This is a genomic window from Pseudomonas sp. LBUM1656, from assembly GCF_059716065.1.
On record NZ_CP166800.1, the window covers coordinates 3,932,739 to 3,953,254 of the forward strand.

The 20,516-nt window shown below is 60.0% G+C and carries 18 protein-coding genes; 9 read left to right on the plus strand and 9 right to left on the minus strand.

The window, feature by feature from the left end; genetic code table 11:
* The first annotated feature begins 161 nt into the window (after positions 1-161).
* Genes glcD through ACA072_RS17850 form a run of 4 tightly spaced genes read left to right on the plus strand, consistent with a single transcriptional unit; the run spans position 162 to position 4,368 of the window.
* Positions 162-1,661 carry a glycolate oxidase subunit GlcD gene (gene glcD / locus ACA072_RS17835; protein WP_497619494.1) on the plus strand — a complete coding sequence of 500 codons (1,500 nt, stop codon included), beginning with the start codon at positions 162-164 and terminating at the stop codon, positions 1,659-1,661.
* On the plus strand, positions 1,661-2,725 hold the full coding sequence (glcE, locus tag ACA072_RS17840; protein ID WP_497619496.1) for a glycolate oxidase subunit GlcE: 1,065 nt from the start codon (positions 1,661-1,663) through the stop codon (positions 2,723-2,725). Before glcD ends, glcE begins: the two co-directional genes overlap by 1 nt.
* Before the next feature lie 3 nt (positions 2,726-2,728).
* Positions 2,729-3,970 (plus strand): glycolate oxidase subunit GlcF, encoded by a 1,242-nt coding sequence (gene glcF / locus ACA072_RS17845; protein ID WP_497619498.1) that lies wholly within the window; start codon positions 2,729-2,731, stop codon positions 3,968-3,970.
* Positions 3,967-4,368 (plus strand): heme-binding protein, encoded by a 402-nt coding sequence (locus ACA072_RS17850; RefSeq protein WP_497619500.1) that lies wholly within the window; start codon positions 3,967-3,969, stop codon positions 4,366-4,368. Before glcF ends, ACA072_RS17850 begins: the two co-directional genes overlap by 4 nt.
* 151 nt (positions 4,369-4,519) lie before the next feature.
* Here ACA072_RS17850 and ACA072_RS17855 read toward each other — a convergent pair whose 3' ends face one another.
* The 3 genes from ACA072_RS17855 to ACA072_RS17865 form a co-directional block, all read right to left on the minus strand.
* Positions 4,520-4,855 (minus strand): hypothetical protein, encoded by a 336-nt coding sequence (locus ACA072_RS17855; RefSeq protein ID WP_497619502.1) that lies wholly within the window; start codon positions 4,853-4,855, stop codon positions 4,520-4,522.
* Between the two features lie 114 nt (positions 4,856-4,969).
* The gene (locus tag ACA072_RS17860; RefSeq protein ID WP_497619504.1) at positions 4,970-5,290 is read right to left on the minus strand and encodes a DMT family transporter; all 321 of its coding nucleotides are present in this window, start codon (positions 5,288-5,290) and stop codon (positions 4,970-4,972) included.
* Positions 5,291-5,356: 66 nt separating this feature from the next.
* Positions 5,357-5,812 (minus strand): carboxymuconolactone decarboxylase family protein, encoded by a 456-nt coding sequence (locus ACA072_RS17865; RefSeq protein ID WP_497619506.1) that lies wholly within the window; start codon positions 5,810-5,812, stop codon positions 5,357-5,359.
* A gap of 215 nt (positions 5,813-6,027) precedes the next feature.
* Here ACA072_RS17865 and ACA072_RS17870 point away from each other — a divergent pair, with 215 nt between their 5' ends.
* From ACA072_RS17870 to ACA072_RS17890, 5 genes are all read left to right on the plus strand, one after another.
* Positions 6,028-6,633: an FMN-dependent NADH-azoreductase gene (locus tag ACA072_RS17870; protein ID WP_497619508.1), complete on the plus strand. Its 606-nt coding sequence runs from the start codon at positions 6,028-6,030 to the stop codon at positions 6,631-6,633.
* A gap of 58 nt (positions 6,634-6,691) precedes the next feature.
* A complete protein-coding gene (gene pdxR, locus ACA072_RS17875; protein WP_497619510.1) occupies positions 6,692-8,104 on the plus strand; it encodes a MocR-like pyridoxine biosynthesis transcription factor PdxR in 1,413 nt (470 codons plus the stop codon).
* A gap of 101 nt (positions 8,105-8,205) precedes the next feature.
* Entirely contained in the window at positions 8,206-8,805 is a 600-nt protein-coding gene (locus ACA072_RS17880; protein ID WP_497619512.1) for an LOG family protein, read from the plus strand.
* 238 nt (positions 8,806-9,043) lie between these two features.
* Positions 9,044-10,249 carry an NAD(P)/FAD-dependent oxidoreductase gene (locus ACA072_RS17885; RefSeq protein ID WP_497619514.1) on the plus strand — a complete coding sequence of 402 codons (1,206 nt, stop codon included), beginning with the start codon at positions 9,044-9,046 and terminating at the stop codon, positions 10,247-10,249.
* 145 nt (positions 10,250-10,394) lie between these two features.
* A complete protein-coding gene (locus ACA072_RS17890; RefSeq protein ID WP_497619516.1) occupies positions 10,395-11,870 on the plus strand; it encodes a M15 family metallopeptidase in 1,476 nt (491 codons plus the stop codon).
* A gap of 227 nt (positions 11,871-12,097) precedes the next feature.
* On the opposite strand, the gene ACA072_RS17895 is transcribed toward ACA072_RS17890, so the two are convergent.
* From ACA072_RS17895 to ACA072_RS17920, 6 genes are all read right to left on the minus strand, one after another.
* Positions 12,098-12,556: a GNAT family N-acetyltransferase gene (locus ACA072_RS17895; protein WP_497619518.1), complete on the minus strand. Its 459-nt coding sequence runs from the start codon at positions 12,554-12,556 to the stop codon at positions 12,098-12,100.
* Between the two features lie 19 nt (positions 12,557-12,575).
* On the minus strand, positions 12,576-13,229 hold the full coding sequence (locus ACA072_RS17900) for a peroxiredoxin (protein ID WP_403104202.1): 654 nt from the start codon (positions 13,227-13,229) through the stop codon (positions 12,576-12,578).
* A gap of 160 nt (positions 13,230-13,389) precedes the next feature.
* Positions 13,390-14,787, minus strand: a complete 1,398-nt coding sequence (locus ACA072_RS17905; RefSeq protein WP_497619520.1) for a purine-cytosine permease family protein — start codon at positions 14,785-14,787, stop codon at positions 13,390-13,392.
* 249 nt (positions 14,788-15,036) lie between these two features.
* A complete protein-coding gene (locus ACA072_RS17910) occupies positions 15,037-16,908 on the minus strand; it encodes an amidohydrolase (protein ID WP_497619522.1) in 1,872 nt (623 codons plus the stop codon).
* 279 nt (positions 16,909-17,187) lie between these two features.
* Complete coding sequence (locus ACA072_RS17915; RefSeq protein ID WP_497619524.1) at positions 17,188-18,192, minus strand: helix-turn-helix transcriptional regulator; 1,005 nt, start codon at positions 18,190-18,192, stop codon at positions 17,188-17,190.
* Between the two features lie 180 nt (positions 18,193-18,372).
* On the minus strand, positions 18,373-20,274 hold the full coding sequence (locus ACA072_RS17920) for a potassium transporter Kup (protein ID WP_497619526.1): 1,902 nt from the start codon (positions 20,272-20,274) through the stop codon (positions 18,373-18,375).
* Positions 20,275-20,516: the final 242 nt, after the last annotated feature.

Here is a 20,516-nt window from a genome sequence, read left to right on the forward strand (position 1 = left end):
TAACCGGTTATTTTTTCCAGAAACGAAGAAATAACCCCAGAAGAACTGGTTCGACCAGTCAAACAACACATGGACAGTAGGACGCGCCGGGCCAATGATGCAAGTTAGCTGTGACCGGAAACAGACCTCAAATAAAAACAACTGAGGGTCGTCAACCGCCTATGAACATCCTCTACGACGAACGCGTCGACGGCGTTCTGCCTGATGTCGACCGAGCGGCCCTGCTCCAGGCACTGCACGCTCGCTTGCCAGGCCTGGAAGTCCTGCATCAACAGGAAGAACTCAAGCCGTACGAATGCGACGGACTTTCCGCTTACCGCACCACGCCGATGCTGGTGGTGCTGCCGCGCCATCTCGACGAAGTCCAGGGCCTGCTTAAACTCTGTCATGAGTTTCACGTCCCGGTGGTCGCTCGCGGCGCCGGCACCGGATTGTCCGGCGGTGCGTTACCACTGGAGAAAGGCGTGCTGCTGGTGATGGCGCGCTTCAACAACATTCTGCACATCGACCCTGCCGCCCGTACCGCACGGGTTCAGCCGGGCGTGCGCAATCTGGCGATTTCCCAGGCGGCCGCACCCTTTGGCTTGTACTACGCGCCGGACCCCTCCTCGCAGATCGCCTGTTCCATCGGCGGCAACGTTGCCGAGAACGCCGGTGGCGTGCATTGCCTGAAATACGGTCTGACGGTGCACAACCTGCTCAAGGTCGACATCCTCACCGTCGATGGCGAACACCTGAGCCTGGGTTCCGAAGCGCTCGACTCGCCGGGCTTTGATCTGCTGGCGTTGTTCACCGGTTCCGAAGGCATGCTGGGGGTGATCACCGAAGTCACGGTCAAACTGCTGCCCAAACCGCAGACCGCCAAGGTGCTGCTGGCGGCGTTCGACTCCGTGGAAAAAGCCGGTCGCGCCGTGGGCGATATTATTGCTGCCGGCATCATTCCCGGTGGCCTGGAGATGATGGACAACCTGGCCATTCGCGCCGCCGAAGACTTTATCCACGCGGGGTATCCGGTCGACGCCGAAGCCATTCTGCTGTGCGAACTCGATGGCGTTGAAGCCGACGTTCACGATGACTGCGACCGCGTGCGCCAGGTGCTGGAACAGGCCGGCGCCACCGAAGTGCGCCAGGCCCGCGATGAGGCCGAACGCGTGCGCTTCTGGGCCGGTCGCAAAAACGCGTTCCCGGCGGTGGGTCGACTCTCACCGGACTATTACTGCATGGACGGGACGATTCCGCGCCGCGAACTGCCCGGCGTGCTGCAGGCGATTGCCGCGCTGTCGGCCGAATACGACCTGCGCGTGGCCAACGTTTTCCACGCTGGCGACGGCAACATGCACCCGCTGATTCTGTTCGATGCCAACCAGCCCGGCGAACTCGATCGCGCCGAAGCCCTGGGCGGCAAGATCCTCGAATTGTGCGTAAAAGTCGGCGGCAGCATCACCGGAGAACACGGCGTCGGTCGCGAGAAAATCAATCAGATGTGCGCGCAGTTCAACAGCGATGAGCTGACGCTGTTCCATGCCGTCAAAGCCGCGTTCGATCCGGGCGGCTTGCTCAACCCCGGCAAGAACATTCCAACGCTGCACCGCTGCGCCGAGTTCGGCGCGATGCACGTTCACATGGGTCAGTTGCCCTTCCCGGACCTGGAGCGTTTCTGATGCGCAGCGAACACGCTATCGATGACAGCGCCAGCCTGCTGGAACAGGTCAACCTCGCCCTTCAAAACGCCACTCCATTGCGCATCCAGGGCTCCAACAGCAAAGCGTTCCTGGGCCGCATCGTGGCGGGTGAAGTGCTCGACACGCGCAGCCATCGCGGCATCGTCAGCTACGACCCGACTGAACTGGTGATCACCGCACGCTGCGGCACGCCGTTGGCAGAACTGGCCGAGGTGTTGAACGCGGCGCAGCAGATGCTGCCGTGCGAACCGCCCTCCTTCGGTGACGGCGCCACCGTGGGTGGCATGATTGCCAGCGGGCTGTCGGGACCACGGCGCCCCTGGTCAGGATCGGTCAGGGACTTCGTCCTCGGGACACGGGTCATCACCGGCCACGGCAAGCATCTGCGCTTCGGCGGCGAAGTCATGAAAAACGTCGCCGGCTACGACCTGTCGCGCTTGATGGCCGGCAGTTATGGCTCGCTGGGTGTGATCACCGAAGCCTCGCTCAAGGTCCTGCCCAAACCCCGGCAATGCTTGAGCATCAGCCTGGAAATGGACAGCAACCACGCCTTGCTGCGCCTCGCCGAATGGGGCCAGCAACCACTGCCGATCAGCGCCGCGTGCCACGACGGTCAGCGCCTGCACCTGCGCCTTGAAGGAGGCGAAGGCTCGGTGAAAGCGGCGCATGACCGCTTGGGTGGCGAGTTGCTGGAGGGTTCGTATTGGGCGGATCTCAATGAGCATCGGTTGAGTTTCTTTGATGAAGACCAGCCACTTTGGCGCCTGTCCGTCCCGCACAACACCCCCAGGCTTTCCCTGCCCGGCCTGCAAATGATCGACTGGGGCGGCGCCCAGCGCTGGCTCAAATCAGATGCGCAAGCGCCGTTCATTCGAAAAGTCGTCGATGAAGTCGGCGGGCATGTGACCTGCTACAGCCACGGCCTGATCGACAGCCCGTTCCAACCGCTGCCCGAGGCCTTGATGCGCTACCACCGCAATTTGAAGGACCAACTCGATCCACGGGGCATCTTCAACCCCGGTCGCCTGTACGCGGAGCTTTGACCCATGCAGACCACCTTGAGCGAACAGGCCCGCCAACTGCCCCGCGCCGAAGAAGCCGAAAGCATCCTGCGCACCTGCGTGCACTGCGGTTTCTGCAATGCCACCTGCCCGACCTATCAATTGCTCGGCGATGAACTGGACGGGCCTCGCGGGCGCATCTACCTGATCAAGCAAGTGCTGGAAGGCAACGAGGTCACCCAGAAGACCCAACAGCATCTGGATCGCTGCCTGTCTTGCCGTAATTGCGAAACCACCTGCCCCTCCGGCGTCGACTATCACAACCTGCTCGACATCGGCCGCGCGGTGGTCGATGCAGCCGTGCCGCGCTCGCTCGACCAGCGCTTGCTGCGTGAAGGCTTGCGCAGCGTCGTGCCCAATCCGGGGCTGTTCAAGGCGCTGGTCAGTAGCGGTCAGGTGTTCCGTGCGCTGCTGCCCAATACGCTGCGAGCCAAGTTGCCGCGCCATGTGTATCCGGCCAAAAAACGCCCGACCGACCACCACGCGCGGCAGGTGTTGATGCTCGAAGGTTGCGTGCAACCGAGTTTGTCGCCGAATACCAATGCGGCCACTGCGCGGGTCCTGGATCGATTGGGGATCAGCGTTAAACCGGCTCGCGAGGCCGGATGTTGCGGCGCGGTCGATTATCACCTGGACGCCCAGGCGGCCGGCCTCGATCGCGCGCGGCGCAATATCGATGCGTGGTGGCCGAGCATTGAACAAGGCGCCGAGGCGATTGTGCAAACCGCCAGCGGTTGTGGTGCCTTTATCAAAGACTACGGCCACTTGCTCAGCACCGATCCGGCGTATGCCGAGAAGGCTCGAAAGGTCAGTGCACTGGCCAGGGACCTGGTTGAAGTGCTGCGCGACGAGCCGCTGGAAAACCTCGGCATCCACAGCGATCAGCGCCTGGCGTTCCATTGCCCCTGCACCTTGCAGCACGCACAGAAACTCGGCGGTACGGTTGAAGCGCTGCTGACGAGGCTGGGTTTCAACCTGACGTTCGTTCCGGACGGTCATCTGTGTTGCGGCTCGGCGGGCACTTATTCGCTGACCCAGCCGGAGCTGTCCCGACAACTGCGCGACAACAAACTCAATGCGCTGGAAAGCGGTCATCCCGAAGTCATTGTCACGGCCAATATCGGCTGTCAGTCGCACCTCGACGGTGCCGGCCGAACCCCGGTCCGGCACTGGATCGAACTGGTCGAAGCCGCGTTGCCCTCATCGAGCCCTGGAGTATTCCCATGAAAAGCAAAGCCGTACTGAGCCAGACCGAAGTCAGCCGGATTCTCAACGCCGCCCGCAGTGAAGCGCAGAACAATCAATGGGCCGTGACCATCGTGGTTGTCGATGACGGCGGCCATCCCCTGGCCCTGGAACGCCTCGACGGTTGCGCACCGATCGGCGCCTACATCGCCACAGAAAAGGCTCGCACTTCGGCCCTTGGCCGGCGTGAATCGAAGGGTTATGAAGAGATGGTCAACGGTGGACGGTCCGCGTTTTTGTCGGCGCCGTTGCTGACCTCGCTTGAGGGGGGAGTGCCGATTATTGTCGATGGACAGATCATTGGCGCGGTAGGTGTGTCGGGCGTTAAAGCCGAACAGGATGCGCAAGTGGCCAAGGCTGGCGCGCAGTGCCTGAAGTGAAATGTAAATCTAATTTACGCCGCAGAACCTGTGGGAGCGGGCTTGCTCGCGAAAGCGGTGTGTCAGGGGACATCAATGTTGATGTGCTGCCGCCTTCGCGAGCAAGCCCGCTCCCACAATAGGTTCCGCTTAACTGACTGGCATCAGGTTTTCACTTACGCGCCAACTTGTACCGCTCGCATTCCTCATAAAAACTCTGCCGCACATCCGCCGGCTTGAATCGCGACTTGCTGTCGTAGGTTTGCTCGGTGATGCCCATCGCCATCATGCGCATCCACGGCTTGCTGAATTTGTAAGCCTGTAACTTCTGCCGGGCGGCATACAGCGAGACCCCGGCCAGCTTCAGTTCCTGGGCCCTGGCCGCCGTCCCCGCCCCCCAGCTGCACATATACCGATCATTTGAGACCAATTCCCTGGCCTGGGCAGAGGCTGCAACGCTGGCCAAGGCAAACGAGATCATCGTGACAAATACACTTCGCAATTGCATTCCGCCTAACCACCTGAAAGTGAAGTGATTTTGGCGACAACTTTGAAGCTTCGGGGCCAGCAAAATGCCTCTTTTGCACGTTAGTGGTTGATCCCTTCACACCCGCCATCGGCCTCAGCTACCCGAGACCAGTCTGAGCCCGATCACGCCGGCCAGAATCAGCACGATGCAGCCGATTCTCAGCGCCGTCGTGGCGTCGCCCAGCACCGCCATGCCCAGAATCGCGGTGCCCGCCGCGCCGATGCCGGTCCAGACCGCGTAGGCCGTGCCTACAGGCAGTGATTTCAGTGAAAGTGAAAGCAGAAAGACACTCGATAAACCGGTCCCCGCGGCAATCAACCCGGGAATTAATCGCGTGAAACCTTCAGACCCTTTCATGTAGAAGGCAAATGCGATTTCGAGAATGCCGGCGATACCCAGTAATGCCCATGCCATGGTGATAGCTCCGAGGGTGAACCCGCCAGGCACCAGGGCCCGGCGAGATCGGTTGAAGGATGGGATTCAAGCCTTGTTGGCAGCCGCCGGTTTCGAACGGAACGTCACGCCGAATCGGTTGAAGGCGTTCATCAAACCGATGGCATACGTCAGGTCCGCCAGTTCCTTGTCGCCGAACTCGGCAGCCGCGGCGTCATAGTCGGCATCGGGCACGCCGGTTTCAGCGACGCGAGTGACTGTTTCTGCCCAACTCAACGCGATGCGCTCGCGGTGGCTGAACACATCACCCGCGTCGTGCCATACCGGTACGAGGACCAGTTTGTCGACGGCAACGCCGAGTTTGAGCAGGTCGCGGGAATGCATGTCGATGCAAAAGGCGCAGCCGTTAATTTGCGATACCCGTAGGTAAACAAGGTCGATCAGTTCATGTGACAGACCACTGTTTTGCAGGCAGACGTACACGCCGCCAAATGCCTTGTAACCTTCAGGAGAAGCTTTGGCGTAGTCGATACGAGTGTTCATGATGAGTCCTGTTGTTTGCTGGATGAGGACGCCATCGTGCTGTCTCTTGGTCTATTTGATAAGGTCCAAGAATAGTGTTGTGTACTGGGCCATGCGCACGGCTCACACGAGCAAACATGGCCCAGCTTAAAAGCCTGTTCATGGATCTTTGGTATGGGTCATGGGCTTCCTAAAATGATTCCCCTCAACCACGCCATTTAATAAACGGGTGAATCATGAAAATCCTCCACGTCACTTGCAGCCCTCGCGGCCAGGCTTCCGAGAGCTACAGACTTTCCAACAACATTCTTGGTTTTCTGCTGAAGAACGATGCAACGGCAACGGTCATCAACCGGGTTGTGGCGGGTAATGCCATCGCGCAGGTCGATGAGCAATACGCACAGTCCCAACAGTCGTCGGAAGATGTCACTCGGGAAGGTTCCATCGCCCTCTCGGACGAGCTGATTGAAGAACTGGACAGTGCCGATGTCGTGGTCATTGCAACGCCCATGCACAACTTCACCGTACCGGCGGCCCTGAAAGTCTGGATCGATCACATCGCTCGCGTTCGCCGCACCTTCAATGTCGGCGCGCAAGGTAAAACCAGCCTGCTGCGCGATCGTCCGGTCTTTATCGCGGTGTCCTCGGGCGGCAGATTTACCGGGGTCAACCCGCGCCAACCGGACTTTCTGACGCCGTATCTGAAAGCCGTTCTGGGCATGATCGGACTGCATGCACTAACGTTCTTCTCTGTTGAAGGCACAGCCTTGGGTCCGGAGGTCGTGGCCGAGGCCAGGAGCAAGGCAGATCAAGCACTGCACGCGCATTTTTCCTTGCAGTGATGACTTGTCATCAGGCTGAATCTCCTGAATCCAAAATAACCAGGATATCGGCGAGGCCATGGCCCATCAGATCAACAGCTTTTCACCGCTCGACCCCAGCTCCAGCGAGCCGATCTATCGGCAGATCTACTGGCGGTTCCGCGGTGCGATTGCTGACGGTTTGCTCGCCCCCGGAGAGCGGATTCCCGCGGCCCGGGCATTGGCCAAGGAACTCGGACTGGCCAGGGGCACCGTCGACACCGCGTATTCACTCCTGACCGCCGAAGGCTATATTCAGGCCCGCGGCCAGGCGGGCACGGTCGTGGCGCCAGGCATCAAGGCAAGTGCGCCCTCTTCCCCCACGGAGCGAACCTTCAGCTCAGCCGGCAGCAGCGCAATCAGGCACAAGGCGCAGGTGCTGCCCTTTCAAATGGCCCTGCCCGCGCTTGACGCCTTTCCCCGGAAAATCTGGGCGCAAATCGGCGCCCGCTGCGTGCGCGCCACGCAGATCCAGGACATGGCCAATCCGTCGGTCTATGGCCTGGAATCGTTGCGCATCGCGATCGCCACCTACCTGCAAGTCGCCCGGGGCATTACCTGCTCGCCCGCCCAGGTGTTCATTACCTCGGGGTACCGCAACTCTCTGTCGCTGATCACCCACGCGCTCCTCAAACCGGGGGACCGTGTGCTGGTTGAAGACCCTGGCTACCTGCCCACCCGGCAATTGCTGGCGCATCTGCAAATCGAAGTGGCCCCCGTCCCGGTCGACCAGGACGGCATGCAGGTCGCGCAAGGTCTGGACAAAGGCGCGCGTGCCGCCGTCGTCACCCCGGCCCATCAAAGTCCGCTGTGCGTGTCGCTGTCGTTGCCACGGCGCCTGGCGCTGCTGGAGTGGGCGAGCCGGCAACACGCCTGGATCGTCGAAGACGATTACGACGGCGAGTACCGTTACATCAGTCGCCCGCTGCCAGCACTCAAAAGCCTGGACCGCGAGGGTCGGGTGCTCTATTGCGGCACGTTCAGCAAGGTGTTGTTTCCTGGCATCCGCCTGGCTTACGTGGTGGTTCCTGAAGCCCAGGTCGAGCGCTTCGAACACGTCAGCGAGACGTTCCTCGGCGGTTGTCCGGAGCTCACCCAGGCCATCGTCGCCACGTTTGTGACCGAGGGCCATTTCGCCCGGCATATTCAGCGCATGCGCAAGCTCTACGGCGAACGCCGGGAGGCCACCGTGCGCGGGCTCAAGAAAGCCTTGGGCGAACACATCCGCATAGATGCCCAGCCGGGCGGCATGCACCTGGTTCTGCGACTGACGGAACCCCAATCCGATCGTTGGCTGGTCGAGCGCCTGCAACAGGCGGGGATTTACGCAGAAGCCTTGTCGGACTGGAGCTTCAGCGGCCCGGCGAGCTCCGGGCTGCTGCTTGGGTTCGCCAACATTCAGTCGCAGGACAGTGCCGAACAACTGGGCAAACGCATTCTCGAGTTGCTGTAAACGGGTCGGATGGCCCATTCAAATAGCCTGTTCTTGGCTCTTTTTCACCGGTCCAAGTGCACGCAGGATTCGGCGACATTTATCTCTGCGGGACGATCAAAATGCCCACACCTTCCCCACTTCGCAGCATTGCGGTGTTCTCTGGCTCCAACTACGGCTTCAACCCCGACTATCTTCAAGGCGCTCAAGCCTTGGGCCGGGAAATCGCCAAACGCGGCCTGCAACTGGTCTATGGCGGTACCGACAAGGGTTTGATGGGTGTCATGGCTGACACCGTGCTCGCCGAGGGCGGTGAAGTCGTCGGCATCATCACTCGCCTGCTGTACGACCTCGGGCATCTTCATCCGGGACTGACTCGCCATGAAATAACACCAGACATGCGCACCCGCAAAACGCGCATGAGCGAGTCGGCAGATGCATTCATTGCACTGCCGGGAGGCCTGGGGACATTTGAGGAGTTATTTGAAGCGGCGACACTAACCCAGTTGGGTGAACATCACAAAGGCGTTGCCTGCCTGAACATCGGCGACTTTTTCAACCCCGTACGCAGCCTGCTCAACCATGCGGTGAGCGAAGGTTTCATGAAGACCGAACACAGCGAAATGCTGATCTTCAACACCGACCCTGCGGCGCTGATCGATGCACTTGAGCAGTGGCAAGCGCCGACGGTGACGAAATGGATCGGGCCGGTGGGTGCTTGATAGTTACGCCCCTTGTACGTGGGTATGCCCGTAGTTGCCCTGAGACTTCAACACTTAAGTTTTAGCGGGGTATACGTTGGTATATCTTTCGCCTACTGAAGTATGACTTTGCTGAACCGATGTAGAAGTGCGCCCGGCAGAATCCGTCCATACCATGCACTCACAGCGGACGACTGCCGTCCCGCCAACTTGAAGAACACCTTCAAGACTATTGACCACTTCTTTTCAGGAACAAATCATGAAACAGCAAATTCTGGTTATCGGCGCGGGGTTCGGTGGTGTATGGAGTGCATTGAGCGCCGCGCGTCTGCTGGACATGCATGACCGTAACGACGTGGACATCACCCTGTTGGCCCCTCAGGCGGAATTGCGCATCCGCCCCCGCTTCTACGAAGTCGACGTGCACAAGATGTTCGCACCGCTGGACGCACTGTTCGACTCGGTGGGCATACGTTTCGTCAAAGGCATGGCCGAGGGCATCGACGAGCAGACAAAGACCGTCAGCTACCGCGATGAAGCGGGTCGCGAGGGGGCGTTGAGCTACGACCGTCTGGTGCTGGCGGCCGGCAGCCAGTTGGCCCGTCCGAAAGCAGTACCTGGCCTTGCCGAGCACTCCTTCGACGTGGACCAGATCGAAGCCGCCGTGCGTTTGGAAAACCACATCAAATCCCTGAAGGACCGGCCGTACAGCGTTGCCCGCAACACGGTGGTGGTCGCCGGTGGCGGCTTTACCGGGATCGAGACGGGCACAGAGATGCCGGCACGCCTGCGGGCCGTACTCGGTGACGATCAGGACGTGCGCGTGATTATTGTCGACCGTGCGCCGCAGATCGGCGCGACGATGGGTGACGGGATTCGTCCATCCATCATCGAAGCGTCCGAACACCTGGGCGTCGAATGGGTCGTCAACGCCAGTGTTGCGGCGGTGGACGCCAACGGCGTTACCCTCGCCGATGGCCGTCACATCGAGGCCCAAACGGTGATCTGGACCGTCGGTTTCCGCGCCAGCCCGCTGACCGAACATCTGACCAGCGATCGCGATCCACAAGGGCGCCTGCACGTCGACGAAAACCTGAAAGTGTTGGGCCAGAAGCATGTCTATGCCGCCGGCGACGTCGCCTATGCTGCGACCGACAACCTTGGCAACTTCGCCGCGATGTCGTGCCAGCATGCGATCGCCCTTGGCCGTCACGCCGGGAATAACGTTGCCGCGGATCTGCTGGGCGTCGCGCCAACCCCTTACCGTCAGCCGAAGTACGTGACCTGCCTTGACCTGGGTGCCTGGGGCGCGGTGTTCACCGAAGGCTGGGATCGCCAGCTCAAACTGGTCAAGAACGAAGCCAAGGAGCTCAAGACGCAGATCAACACCCAGTGGATCTACCCGCCGGCAGCTGATCGCGCCACCGCCCTGGCCGCGGCTGACCCGATGATTCCGGTGGCCTGAAGACCCCACCTTAACCTGGCGCCCGCGATAGCATCGAGGGCGCCTTCGTTTTTGCAGCGTAATGCCTGATGCCAGACATGAATCAGCCAGAAATTGGCAGTCATGGTTTAAGATCCGTTTGAAGTGTTCTCCGGACAACAACTTCATGCGCTTAAACCTGAAGGTTCGTATGCCCTCCTCGCTGCCATTCCCGGTTCAATCGCGCCGCCGCCCGTGGCTGCGATCACTGCTGTTGCTGAGCCTGATTGTTCCTGGCATCGCCAGTGCCGAGCCAAGGCCAGAACACATGGTCTACCTGCGCACGATTGACCCCACCATCGAGCAAGACATCCGCTACGCCAGCGCCCACAACTTCACCGGACATTCGCTCGACGGTTACGCCGCTGCCGAGTGCCTGCTGTCGCTGGACACCGCCCAGGCCCTCGCCCGGGTGCAACAGGCACTTCAAAAGCAAGGCTACGGCCTGAAGGTGTTCGACTGCTATCGACCCAGCCGTGCGGTGGCCGATATGGGCCGTTTCGCGACTGAGCCGGGAGACCCGCGCAAGGCCGAGTTCTACCCGCGCGTGGACAAGCAGGACTTCTGGCGACTGGGCTATGTGGCGCGGGTATCGAATCACTCCAGAGGCTCAACCGTCGATTTGACACTGACCGGCCCCAAGGCACTGCCCGCCGACACCTGGACACCCTCGGCCCCACAAGCCGATTGCACCGCGTCTTATGCCCAGCGCTGGCACGACGGCGCACTCGATATGGGCACCGGCTACGACTGCTTCGATGAGCGCGCGCATACCGCCAACCCGACCATCAACGCGACCGCAAAGGAAAACCGTCAGCGACTCAGCAGCGCCATGGAAAAAGAGGGATTTTCCGGGTATTCGAAGGAGTGGTGGCACTTCACTTTTGGTGGTGAGGGAGCGCCGAAGAACGTTATGGATTTTCCCATCACCCCGCTGAGTGCGAGCGAAGTGCTGGACACCAGTCGCCAGCTGATTGTGGTCACTACAAAAAACTGGGATGACATTCAGGGCACTGCCCAGCGTTATGAGCGAGTTGGGGGAAGCTTTCGAAAAGTCGGTGACGGGTTTGCAGTGGTCGTCGGCAAGCACGGGATGGCCTGGGGCAAGGGTTTGGGCAACGTTGAACCTGGTGAAGGACCGGTCAAACGTGAAGGAGACGGGAAAGCGCCTGCCGGTCTCTTCAAACTCGGGACTGCGTTTGGTTACGACACAACGGGAGATACAAAACTGCCTTATCTCGCGCTGACATCGACCACCGAATGCGTGGATGACAGCAAGTCCGAGCACTACAACGAGCTCGTCGAGGGCGCAGCGATGGCCAAGGACTGGAACAGTTCAGAGCAGATGCGCAAAGAGGATGGTTATCGCAAAGGCATCTTCATCGAACACAACACGCCGGCGACCTCGGGTTCAGGTTCGTGCATTTTTTTCCATATCTGGCGGGGGCCTGACTCGCCTACGTTGGGGTGTACGGCGATGGATCAGGGGGATATTTCGCGGTTGTTCGAGTGGCTGGATCCGCGTGAGTCTCCGGTGTTGGTGCAGATGCCTGAGGGGCAATATGAGCAATTTCGCGAGCGCTGGAAGTTGCCGCAGCGTTGATGGATCACTACGGTCCAGCTGGTTAGCTCGGAGCTTCTGTAGCAGCTGTCGAGCAGCGCGAGGCTGCGTTCGGCGACGCAGTGTCGTGAAATCAGGACGCGTGGTGCATCAGGATGAAGTCGTGCTCAGGTTTTACGACGACTGCGTCGCCGAACGCAGCCTCGCGCTGCTCGGCAGCTGCTACAGGAATGTTGGTGTTGCGGATGGTGCTGTTCGCCGGGACTTGGTCAGCCCTGCTTCAGATCGAGGCAGTAGGTGTAATAACCCGGGTCGCGCACGTAACCCAGCGACTCATACAACCGTTGCGCCGTGAAATTATCCGTGGCGGTTTCCAGCACCATGCCCTTGGCGCCGGTCGATAGTGCAAAGTCCCGGGCAGCGTCCATCAGTAACCTCCCCACGCCCTGCCCCCGGGCCTCGGGGGCGGTGAACAGGTCGCTGAGGAGCCAGGTACGGTGGGCATCGATGGAGGAAAACGTCGGGTACAACTGGACGAATCCCAGCGCATCACCGGTGGAGTCCGATGCGAAAAAGATCACGGATTCATCCCGGGCGATGCGTTCGGCGATGAAATCCCGGGACTGCGGCAAGTTCGAAGGCTGGCCGTAGAAGCCTCGATAAGCGTCGAAAAGGCTGGCGATTTTATCGATGTGCGTTGCGTCGACGCGCAAGACTTTGACGGCCATGCTTGGGTCTCCGTATGGGTTACTTCGGTTGCGCCACCGTGCGCAAATAAGGTTTCACCGTCTTGAAACCATCGGGGTATTTCTTCTTCGCGTCCTCGTCAGAGACGGAAGTCGGAATGATCACATCTTCACCCGGGCGCCAGTTAACCGGTGTGGCAACGGTGTGTTTGGCGTTCAATTGCAGCGCATCGAGCAAACGCAGCACTTCATCGAAGTTGCGCCCGGCACTCATCGGATAGATCAGCATCGCCTTGACCTTTTTGTCCGGCCCGATGATGAACACCGAACGCACCGTGGCGTTGTCCACGGCAGTGCGTGCGCCGCCGCTGGCATTCGGATGGATCATGTCGTAGAGCTTGGCCACCACCAGGTTCTCGTCGCCGATCATGGGGTAGTTGACCGCATGCCCCTGGGTTTCCTCGATGTCCTTGGCCCAGCTTGCATGATTGCTGACGGGGTCGACGCTGAGCCCGACAACCTTGGTGTTACGTTTGTCGAACTCCGGCTTGAGCCCTGCCATGTAACCGAGTTCAGTGGTGCACACCGGGGTGAAATCCTTGGGGTGCGAGAACAGAATCGCCCACTTGTCGCCGATCCACTCATGGAAATGCAGCGTGCCTTCGGTGCTTTCGACGGTAAAGTCCGGTGCTTCGTCGCCAATGCGGATGGTCATGATCGTTCTCCTGACTATGAGTGCTTAGGGAAGCCGTCGGAACGCGAGTCGCGGTTCCAACGGCGTTCAAGATCTGTGTTGAACCTGTCAACGCGGATCAGTATAGGAGACGCTTCAAGACATGCCGGTGACCGGCGCATTCACTTTGTAAGTCCTTGATTCAGGCCTTTGAGGGCTGCTCAGGCAACACCGCCACCGCTGATGTTCTCGCCAGCAGGTAGTAGAGAATGCCCGGCACCACCAGCCCGACGATCCAGGAAATATCGACACCGCCGAGCTGTGCAACCATCGGTCCGGAGTAGAAATGGGTGTCGACGAAAGGCAACTGAATCAATACGCCGATGACATACACGCTGATCCCGCGCACGTTCCAGCGACCATAACAGCCTGCCGGGTCCGACAAGGCCGCAATGTCATAGCGCTCCTTGTTGATGAAGTAGTAATCCACCAGGTTGATCGCGCTCCACGGCGTGAAGAAGGTCAGCAGAAACAGGATGAAGTACTTGAACGAGTTGAGGAACGAGTACTGACCGAGCAGCGCCAGCGTGGTGGACGCCGCGACAATCAACAGCACAAACACCATGCGCTGGCGGGCGGTGATGTCGAGACGGCTGCGAAAGCCACTGATGATCGTGGCCACGCACATGAAGCTGCCATACGCGTTGAGCGTCGACACCGTGACTTTGCCGAACACCACGCTCAGGTACAGCAGCGAAGCCATCACCCCGGTGCTGCCCAGGCCGACGATGGTTGCCACTTCATGACCGCGGAAATTCACGCCGGCCAACGCTGCGGCAAACACGCCCAGCACCATGGACGCCTGGGCGCCGAGCACGGTCCCCAGGCCAACGGCAGCAAAGGTCTTCCAGGACGAGGTTTTGCTCGGCAAGTAGCGTGAGTAGTCAGCCACATAAGGGCCAAAAGCGATTTGCCAGGACGCGGACAGCGACACGGCCAGCAGGAAGGTGCTCCAGCCGAAGTGACGATTTTCCAGCAACAGGCCGATATCGTTGAGCGTCATCAGCCGGGTAAACAGGTAGGCAAAGGCAATGATGCCCAGCACGCTGGCCACCCGTCCGACCAGGTGGATGACCCGATAGCCGAAGATCGTCAGGAACGCGATGCACGCGGCGAAGATCAGGATGCCGGCGCTGTCGCTGACATGGATCAACTGGGCAATCGCCTGCCCCGACAGGACCGCGCCGGTTGCGCTGAAACCGAGGTACATCAGGCACACCAGCACAATCGGAATCGCCGCCCCATAGACCCCGAACTGAACACGGCTGGAGATCATCTGCGGCAGCCCGAGTTTGGGCCCTTGGGCGGCGTGCAAGGCCACGACCGCGCCGCCGAGCACTTGGCCGATCAGCAAGCCGATGAGTGACCAGAACACGTCTCCACCCAGCACCACCGCCAGTGCGCCGGTGACGATGGCGGTGATTTGCAGGTTGGCGCCGAGCCACAGGGTGAACTGGCTGTAGAGGCTGCCATGACGCTCGGCCTCGGGGATGTAATCGATCGAACGGGTCTCGATCAGGGGACTTCGTTGTTGGGTCATTGCGGTGTTCTCTTGTTATTGGTAGACGGCAATGTCAACTCGCTGGGCATTTGTGCAACGACACACTCTTTGTAGCAGCTGGCGCAGCCTGCGTTCGGCTGCGCAGCAGCCGTGAAATCAGACGACGCGGTGTATCAGGAAAACCGCGTATTCAGGATTTACGACTGCTTCGCAGCCGAACGCAGGCTTCGCCAGCTGCTACAGGTTGCGTTACGGCTTAGCTGGTTGGCATTGGGGCTGACGGTGTTTTTATTTTTGTAGTTCGGTATTCAGCGCAGCAACTTGAGCCGGCCGCTGTTGAAGCCCCACGAATGGCGCCTTCGCCCACACAACCTTGCCACCCACCATGGTCAGCAACACGTTATTGCGCGCCAACTCATCCTCGGGCACTTGCATGAAGTTCTTGTCCAGCACGATCAGGTCAGCAAACTTGCCCACTTCCACCGAGCCGACCACCGCGTCCAGTTTCAGCTGCTCGGCGGCGTTGATGGTGATGGTACGCAGCACCTCCGTGCGCGACAGCGCCGGGTCGGCATTCAGCCGGCCAGCGTACTTGGGGCCGTAGCTGTGGGGGTTCTGCGGGTCACCAGAGCGGGTGACGCCGATCTTCAACGCGAGGAATTCGTCGAGCGGGTCGACAGGCCAATCGCTGCCATACGCCACGCGGCCGCCGGCAAGGGCGATGCTGCCCGACGGCTCCATGCGAGCAAAACGCTGGGCACCCAGGTGCTCGTTGGTTCCATCGACCGTAGACGGTGCCTGCTGAGCCCATTGGAAGGACATGTTGGCGGTCACGTCGAGTGCCTTGAAGCGTGGATAGTCGGCCGGGTCCACGGACTCATTGTGCGTAATGGCCGGGCGAAAACCATTGCCGGGCAACTGCTGACGCACGTATTCAATGCCGTTCAACGAGTCGCGCACCGCGCGGTCTCCGGTGGCGTGAAGGTGCGGATCGAGGCCGGCCTGCACGGCTTGCAACAGCAACGGTTTAAGTACTTGCGGCGGGAAATACAGCTCACCGACGTTCTTGCCCGCTGTCCATTTCGGTGCCTTATCGGTTCCGGCATTGTGCAAGTACGGCGTGAGCATTGCCCCGGTGTCCGCCGGCGCATTGATGATGCCGTCCATGAACAATTTGACGTGGCGCATGCTCACACCCGGCGCGGGTTTGGCGTCGCCCTGATCGTAGGTGCTGGCCAATGCCTTGGCATCCGCGATGGTTTTTGTCGGGTCTGCCGCGGCGGCGGCCGGGTCCAGTTTGATTGCCAGCAAGGCCCGCGCCGTCAGCTCGCCCGACTGCTGCAGGCTGGTCAAGGCTTTGCCAATCTCGGGGCTCGACATTGCGTCAAAGAAACTGGTGATGCCTTGTTCGCGCATCGCGTCGAGCGCGGCGCGGGTCTGGTTGAGTTTTTCGGCGTCGGTGGCGGGCGGCACCACGGCGGCCATGGCATCGGCAGCGCCGTCCTCGCAGATGCCGTTCGGGTTGCCGGCGCTGTCACGCACGTATTTGCCGTCGCTCGGATTGGCGGTGTTTTTGTTGATGCCGGCCACGGCCAGGCCGCGGGAGTTGACCAGCACGGTATGGAAGTCAGTGGAACGAACCTGGATCGGGCGCTGGGTCTTGAGCGCGTCCAGCGTCGATTTATCCGGATCGCCATCGAGCCCGTCCATGCCCATGCGATCCCAACTGCCCACTTCGAGCCAGACATCGGGGCCTTTGTCCTTGTCGGCATCCAGGCACGCTTGAATGGCTTCCTGGAACACCTTGCGCGTCATCGTCTGGTACTTCAGGTCGCACAAGGTCATGGCACGGCCGCCGTCCCCCGGGTGCATGTGCGCATCAATGAAGCCCGGCATCAGCATGCGTCCGGCCAGATCGATCAGCTGGGTCTGTTTGCCGATGTACTTGGCAACCCCTTCATCGCTGCCGACATAGACGATCTTCCCGCCCGTCACGGCAATCGCCTGCTGCACGGAATTCTGGCCATCGACGGTGTAGACGTAGCCGTTGCGCATCACCCTGTCGGCGGGCTTCGTACCTTGGGTCTGACACCCCACGAGCGTCATGGAAGCAAGTGCCGTAGTGGAAGCAACCGCGATAAACAGCCTGGAAAATTTCAACTGCCTCACCTCTGTTCTTATAGTTTTGGAAGTGGCCCGGACAGACTGCCGCGCAAGCCCCTGATATGCAGGGCATACCCTATAGAACGCCGCCGTAGGGGGGACCTCCACAAATGAGGAGGGGCAACACAAATAGCCCAGCAACAATTTCCCCCTGTGGGAGCGGGCTTGCTCGCGAAGGGGCCATCACATTCAACATTGATGTTGATTGATACACCGCTTTCGCGAGCAAGCCCGCTCCCACATGGGACTGCATTTGAGTGGGGGAGATGGGAGGAGTTAATCGCGGCGCGATGCGTCCCGCAGGACAGAACCCAGCTCCACCTTGCTTTTCACGCCAAGCTGCAAGTAGCAGTTGCGCAGATAGGTGCGCACGGTCGCCGGGCTCAAGGTCAGGATTTTCGCAATCTCTTTATAGGAATGACCGGCCGCAAACAGCATCGCCGCCGTGCGCTCCCGTGGCGGGAGCACCGCCGCGCGCGACTGCGCTTCGAGCGACAGAATCACATGCTCCGCGTTCGGACTCAGCGTCAACGCACACCGGCCAAGGCGCATCACACACGGGGCCTTTGGCAGTTGCTCGATCACCTCAGCCGGCAGCATCGAACCGCTCCACCCGGGCAACTCGCGCTGAATGGCGGCGCACAGGCTGGCGCCCACGTACAGCAGACTGCCGTCCAGGCGCGCCACGCCGAAGTCGGTGGCGCCGTTGCCGGTGTCGCTGCGGATCATGTCTTGCACCTGGAACCGCCACAGTTGCAACAGGTGATCGCAGAACGCCGAAAACAACGCGGCCTCGCTGTCGCTGAACGCCGGAGCGTCCATGCCACGATAGAGGCAGACAAAAAACATCAAGCCACTTTCGGGCAACTCGAAGGTGATGCACATCGGGTGAAAGAGATCGTGGCGCCGAGCAAACGCCTCCACCGCTTCATCGGGGTCAGTGAAGCCGCTTTCGCGCACGACCTCACCAGGTTGACTCAGGGTGTCATGGGAGAATTTGTCGCGGCCCGCGCTCTTGTGCCATTCGGCGGCAAACGATTCGGGCAGGTTGATGCGCCCGTGCATCCAGCTTTTAGGCGGTGCGTTGACGGCTGATGCCGACATCTCGCCCCACCACGCCGACGCAAAGGGCACCAGTTGGCGGAACGCTTGCAGGCCTTCGGCGATGAACTGGGATGAGCCACGCTCCCGAGCAAGCCTACCCAGGTGCAGCACGCAAAGATTAAACGCCTTTAGCGTTGCCATTGCCGGATTGGCAACGACCTCATCACCCTCCTCCATCGTTTTTGATCCTGTTCGCTGTGCGACGTATTTTTTCGACGATGCCATAGGCCGGGTAATAGCGTCCAGCGAGCTGCTCAGGTTGTACAGTTGCTTGCCAATGGTCAGCTCAATCAGCACCTCAAGACACTCAAAGAAACTCTGTGAGTGAGCTGACCACGTTCGCTTCCTTGTTTGTCCTTACATCTCCACCTGAGTCCCCAGTTCAATCACCCTGTTTAGCGGCAATCTGAAGTATTTCAGGTTGCTGTTGGCGTTTTTCAGCAGGAACGCGAACAGACTTTCTCGCCAGCGCGCCATACCCATGCGCTTGGTGGGGATCACCGTCTCCCGGCTGAGGAAATAGGTCGTGCGCATCGGGCTGAAATCCAGCTCATTCAAGTGACAAAGATTCAAGGCCGCCGGTACATCGGGCTCCTCCATGAAACCGAAGTGCAGACTGACTCGGAAGAACCCTTCGCCATAGGCTTCAACCTCAAACCGTCGATCGGCAGTCACCCGAGGACTGTCTTCGGACACCACGGTCAGCAATACCACCTGCTCGTGCAAAACCTGGTTATGCAGCAGATTGTGCAGTAGCGCATGCGGAACCGCATCGGCCCTGGCCGTCAGAAAAACCGCCGTACCCTGCACCCGATGCGGCGGCTGCGAACGAATGCTGCTGATGAACAACGGCAGAGGCAGCGCGGTCTCGTCCAACCGCTCGACGATGATTTTTCGCCCTCGCTTCCAGGTGGTCATCAAGATGAACAGGCCAATGCCGGCGATCACCGGAAACGCACCTCCCTGAAAAATCTTCGGCGCATTGGCGGCGAAGTACAGACCGTCTACCAGCAAAAATCCGAGCAGCATCGGGATGGCCAGCCAGCGCGGCGTTTTCCAAAGAAGCAGGACGACCGCCGAAGACAGAATGGTGGTGATCAACATGGTGCCCGTCACAGCGACCCCATAAGCAGCGGCCAAGGCACTGGACGACTCGAAGCCGATCACCAGCAACACAACACCGACCATCAACGCCCAGTTAACCGTGCCGATGTAAATTTGCCCCTGCTCCTTGCTCGAAGTGTGCTGGATGAACATGCGGGGGACGTACCCTAACTGGATGGCCTGGCGCGTCAGGGAAAAAGCACCAGAGATCACGGCTTGAGACGCGATGATGGTAGCCAGCGTGGAGAGCGCGACCATCGGCAGCAGTGCCCACTCGGGAGCCAGAAGGTAGAACGGATTGCGCACCGCCTCCGGGTTGCCCAGGATCAAGGCTCCCTGGCCAAAATAATTGAGTACCAACCCTGGCAACACCAGAATGAACCAGGCACGAGAAATCGGTTTACGACCAAAGTGGCCCATGTCGGCATACAGCGCCTCAGCACCGGTCAGTGCCAACACGACAGCGCCCAAAATCGCTACACCCATTCCCGGATGAACCACGAAAAATTGCACGGCCCAGGCGGGGTTAAGCGCTTGCAGGACTTCGGGGCGCTGCAAAATACCGTAGACACCGAGTGCACCCAACACCACAAACCACAGCACCATGACAGGGCCGAACAGGATACCGATTCGAGCCGTGCCATGTTTCTGTATCAAGAACAGCGCCACCAACACGACCACTGACAAGGGCACGACCCAGTGCTCTATCCCGTCAAACGCCAGCTGAAGGCCTTCAACTGCAGAGAGCACTGAAATAGCGGGGGTGATCATGCTGTCCCCGTAAAAAAGTGCCGCACCAAACAGGCCGAGCAACACCAGGACCTTGCTCATGTACGGATAAGGCGCAGCCGCGCGGCGGGCTAACGCTGTCAACGCCATGATGCCGCCTTCACCCTGGTTGTTGGCACGCAGGATGAACAGTACGTATTTGATCGAGACGACCCAGATCAGTGACCAAAAGATCAGCGACAGAATACCGAGCACGCCGTCATGGTTTACCTGGACACCGTAGTGGCCGGAAAATACTTCTTTCAGCGTGTAGAGGGGGCTGGTGCCAATGTCCCCGTAAACCACTCCGACAGCGGCGACGAGCAAGCCCACTCCTGACGTTTTGGATGGGGAGTCTTCGTGTGCAACGGTCGCTGTCTCACTCAAGGGTCGCTTCTCTCGAATTACGGGGAAGAAGTGCATCCCATCCTTGGGCAATACAGTTTGCCAGGGCCATTGGAAAGGCAAGGCGCATGGACGATCAAAAAAATCGCGCCCAGTATCGTTGCGGGCAAAAGCACCGATCGTAAAGAAAGCGTAAAAAATTTACGGCAGCCAGGTAATCCGGGCGTTGCTGTTCGAGACGTGGGTAGGTGGTGTGCTTTTTTTTCTGGGTATTTTTTGTCTCC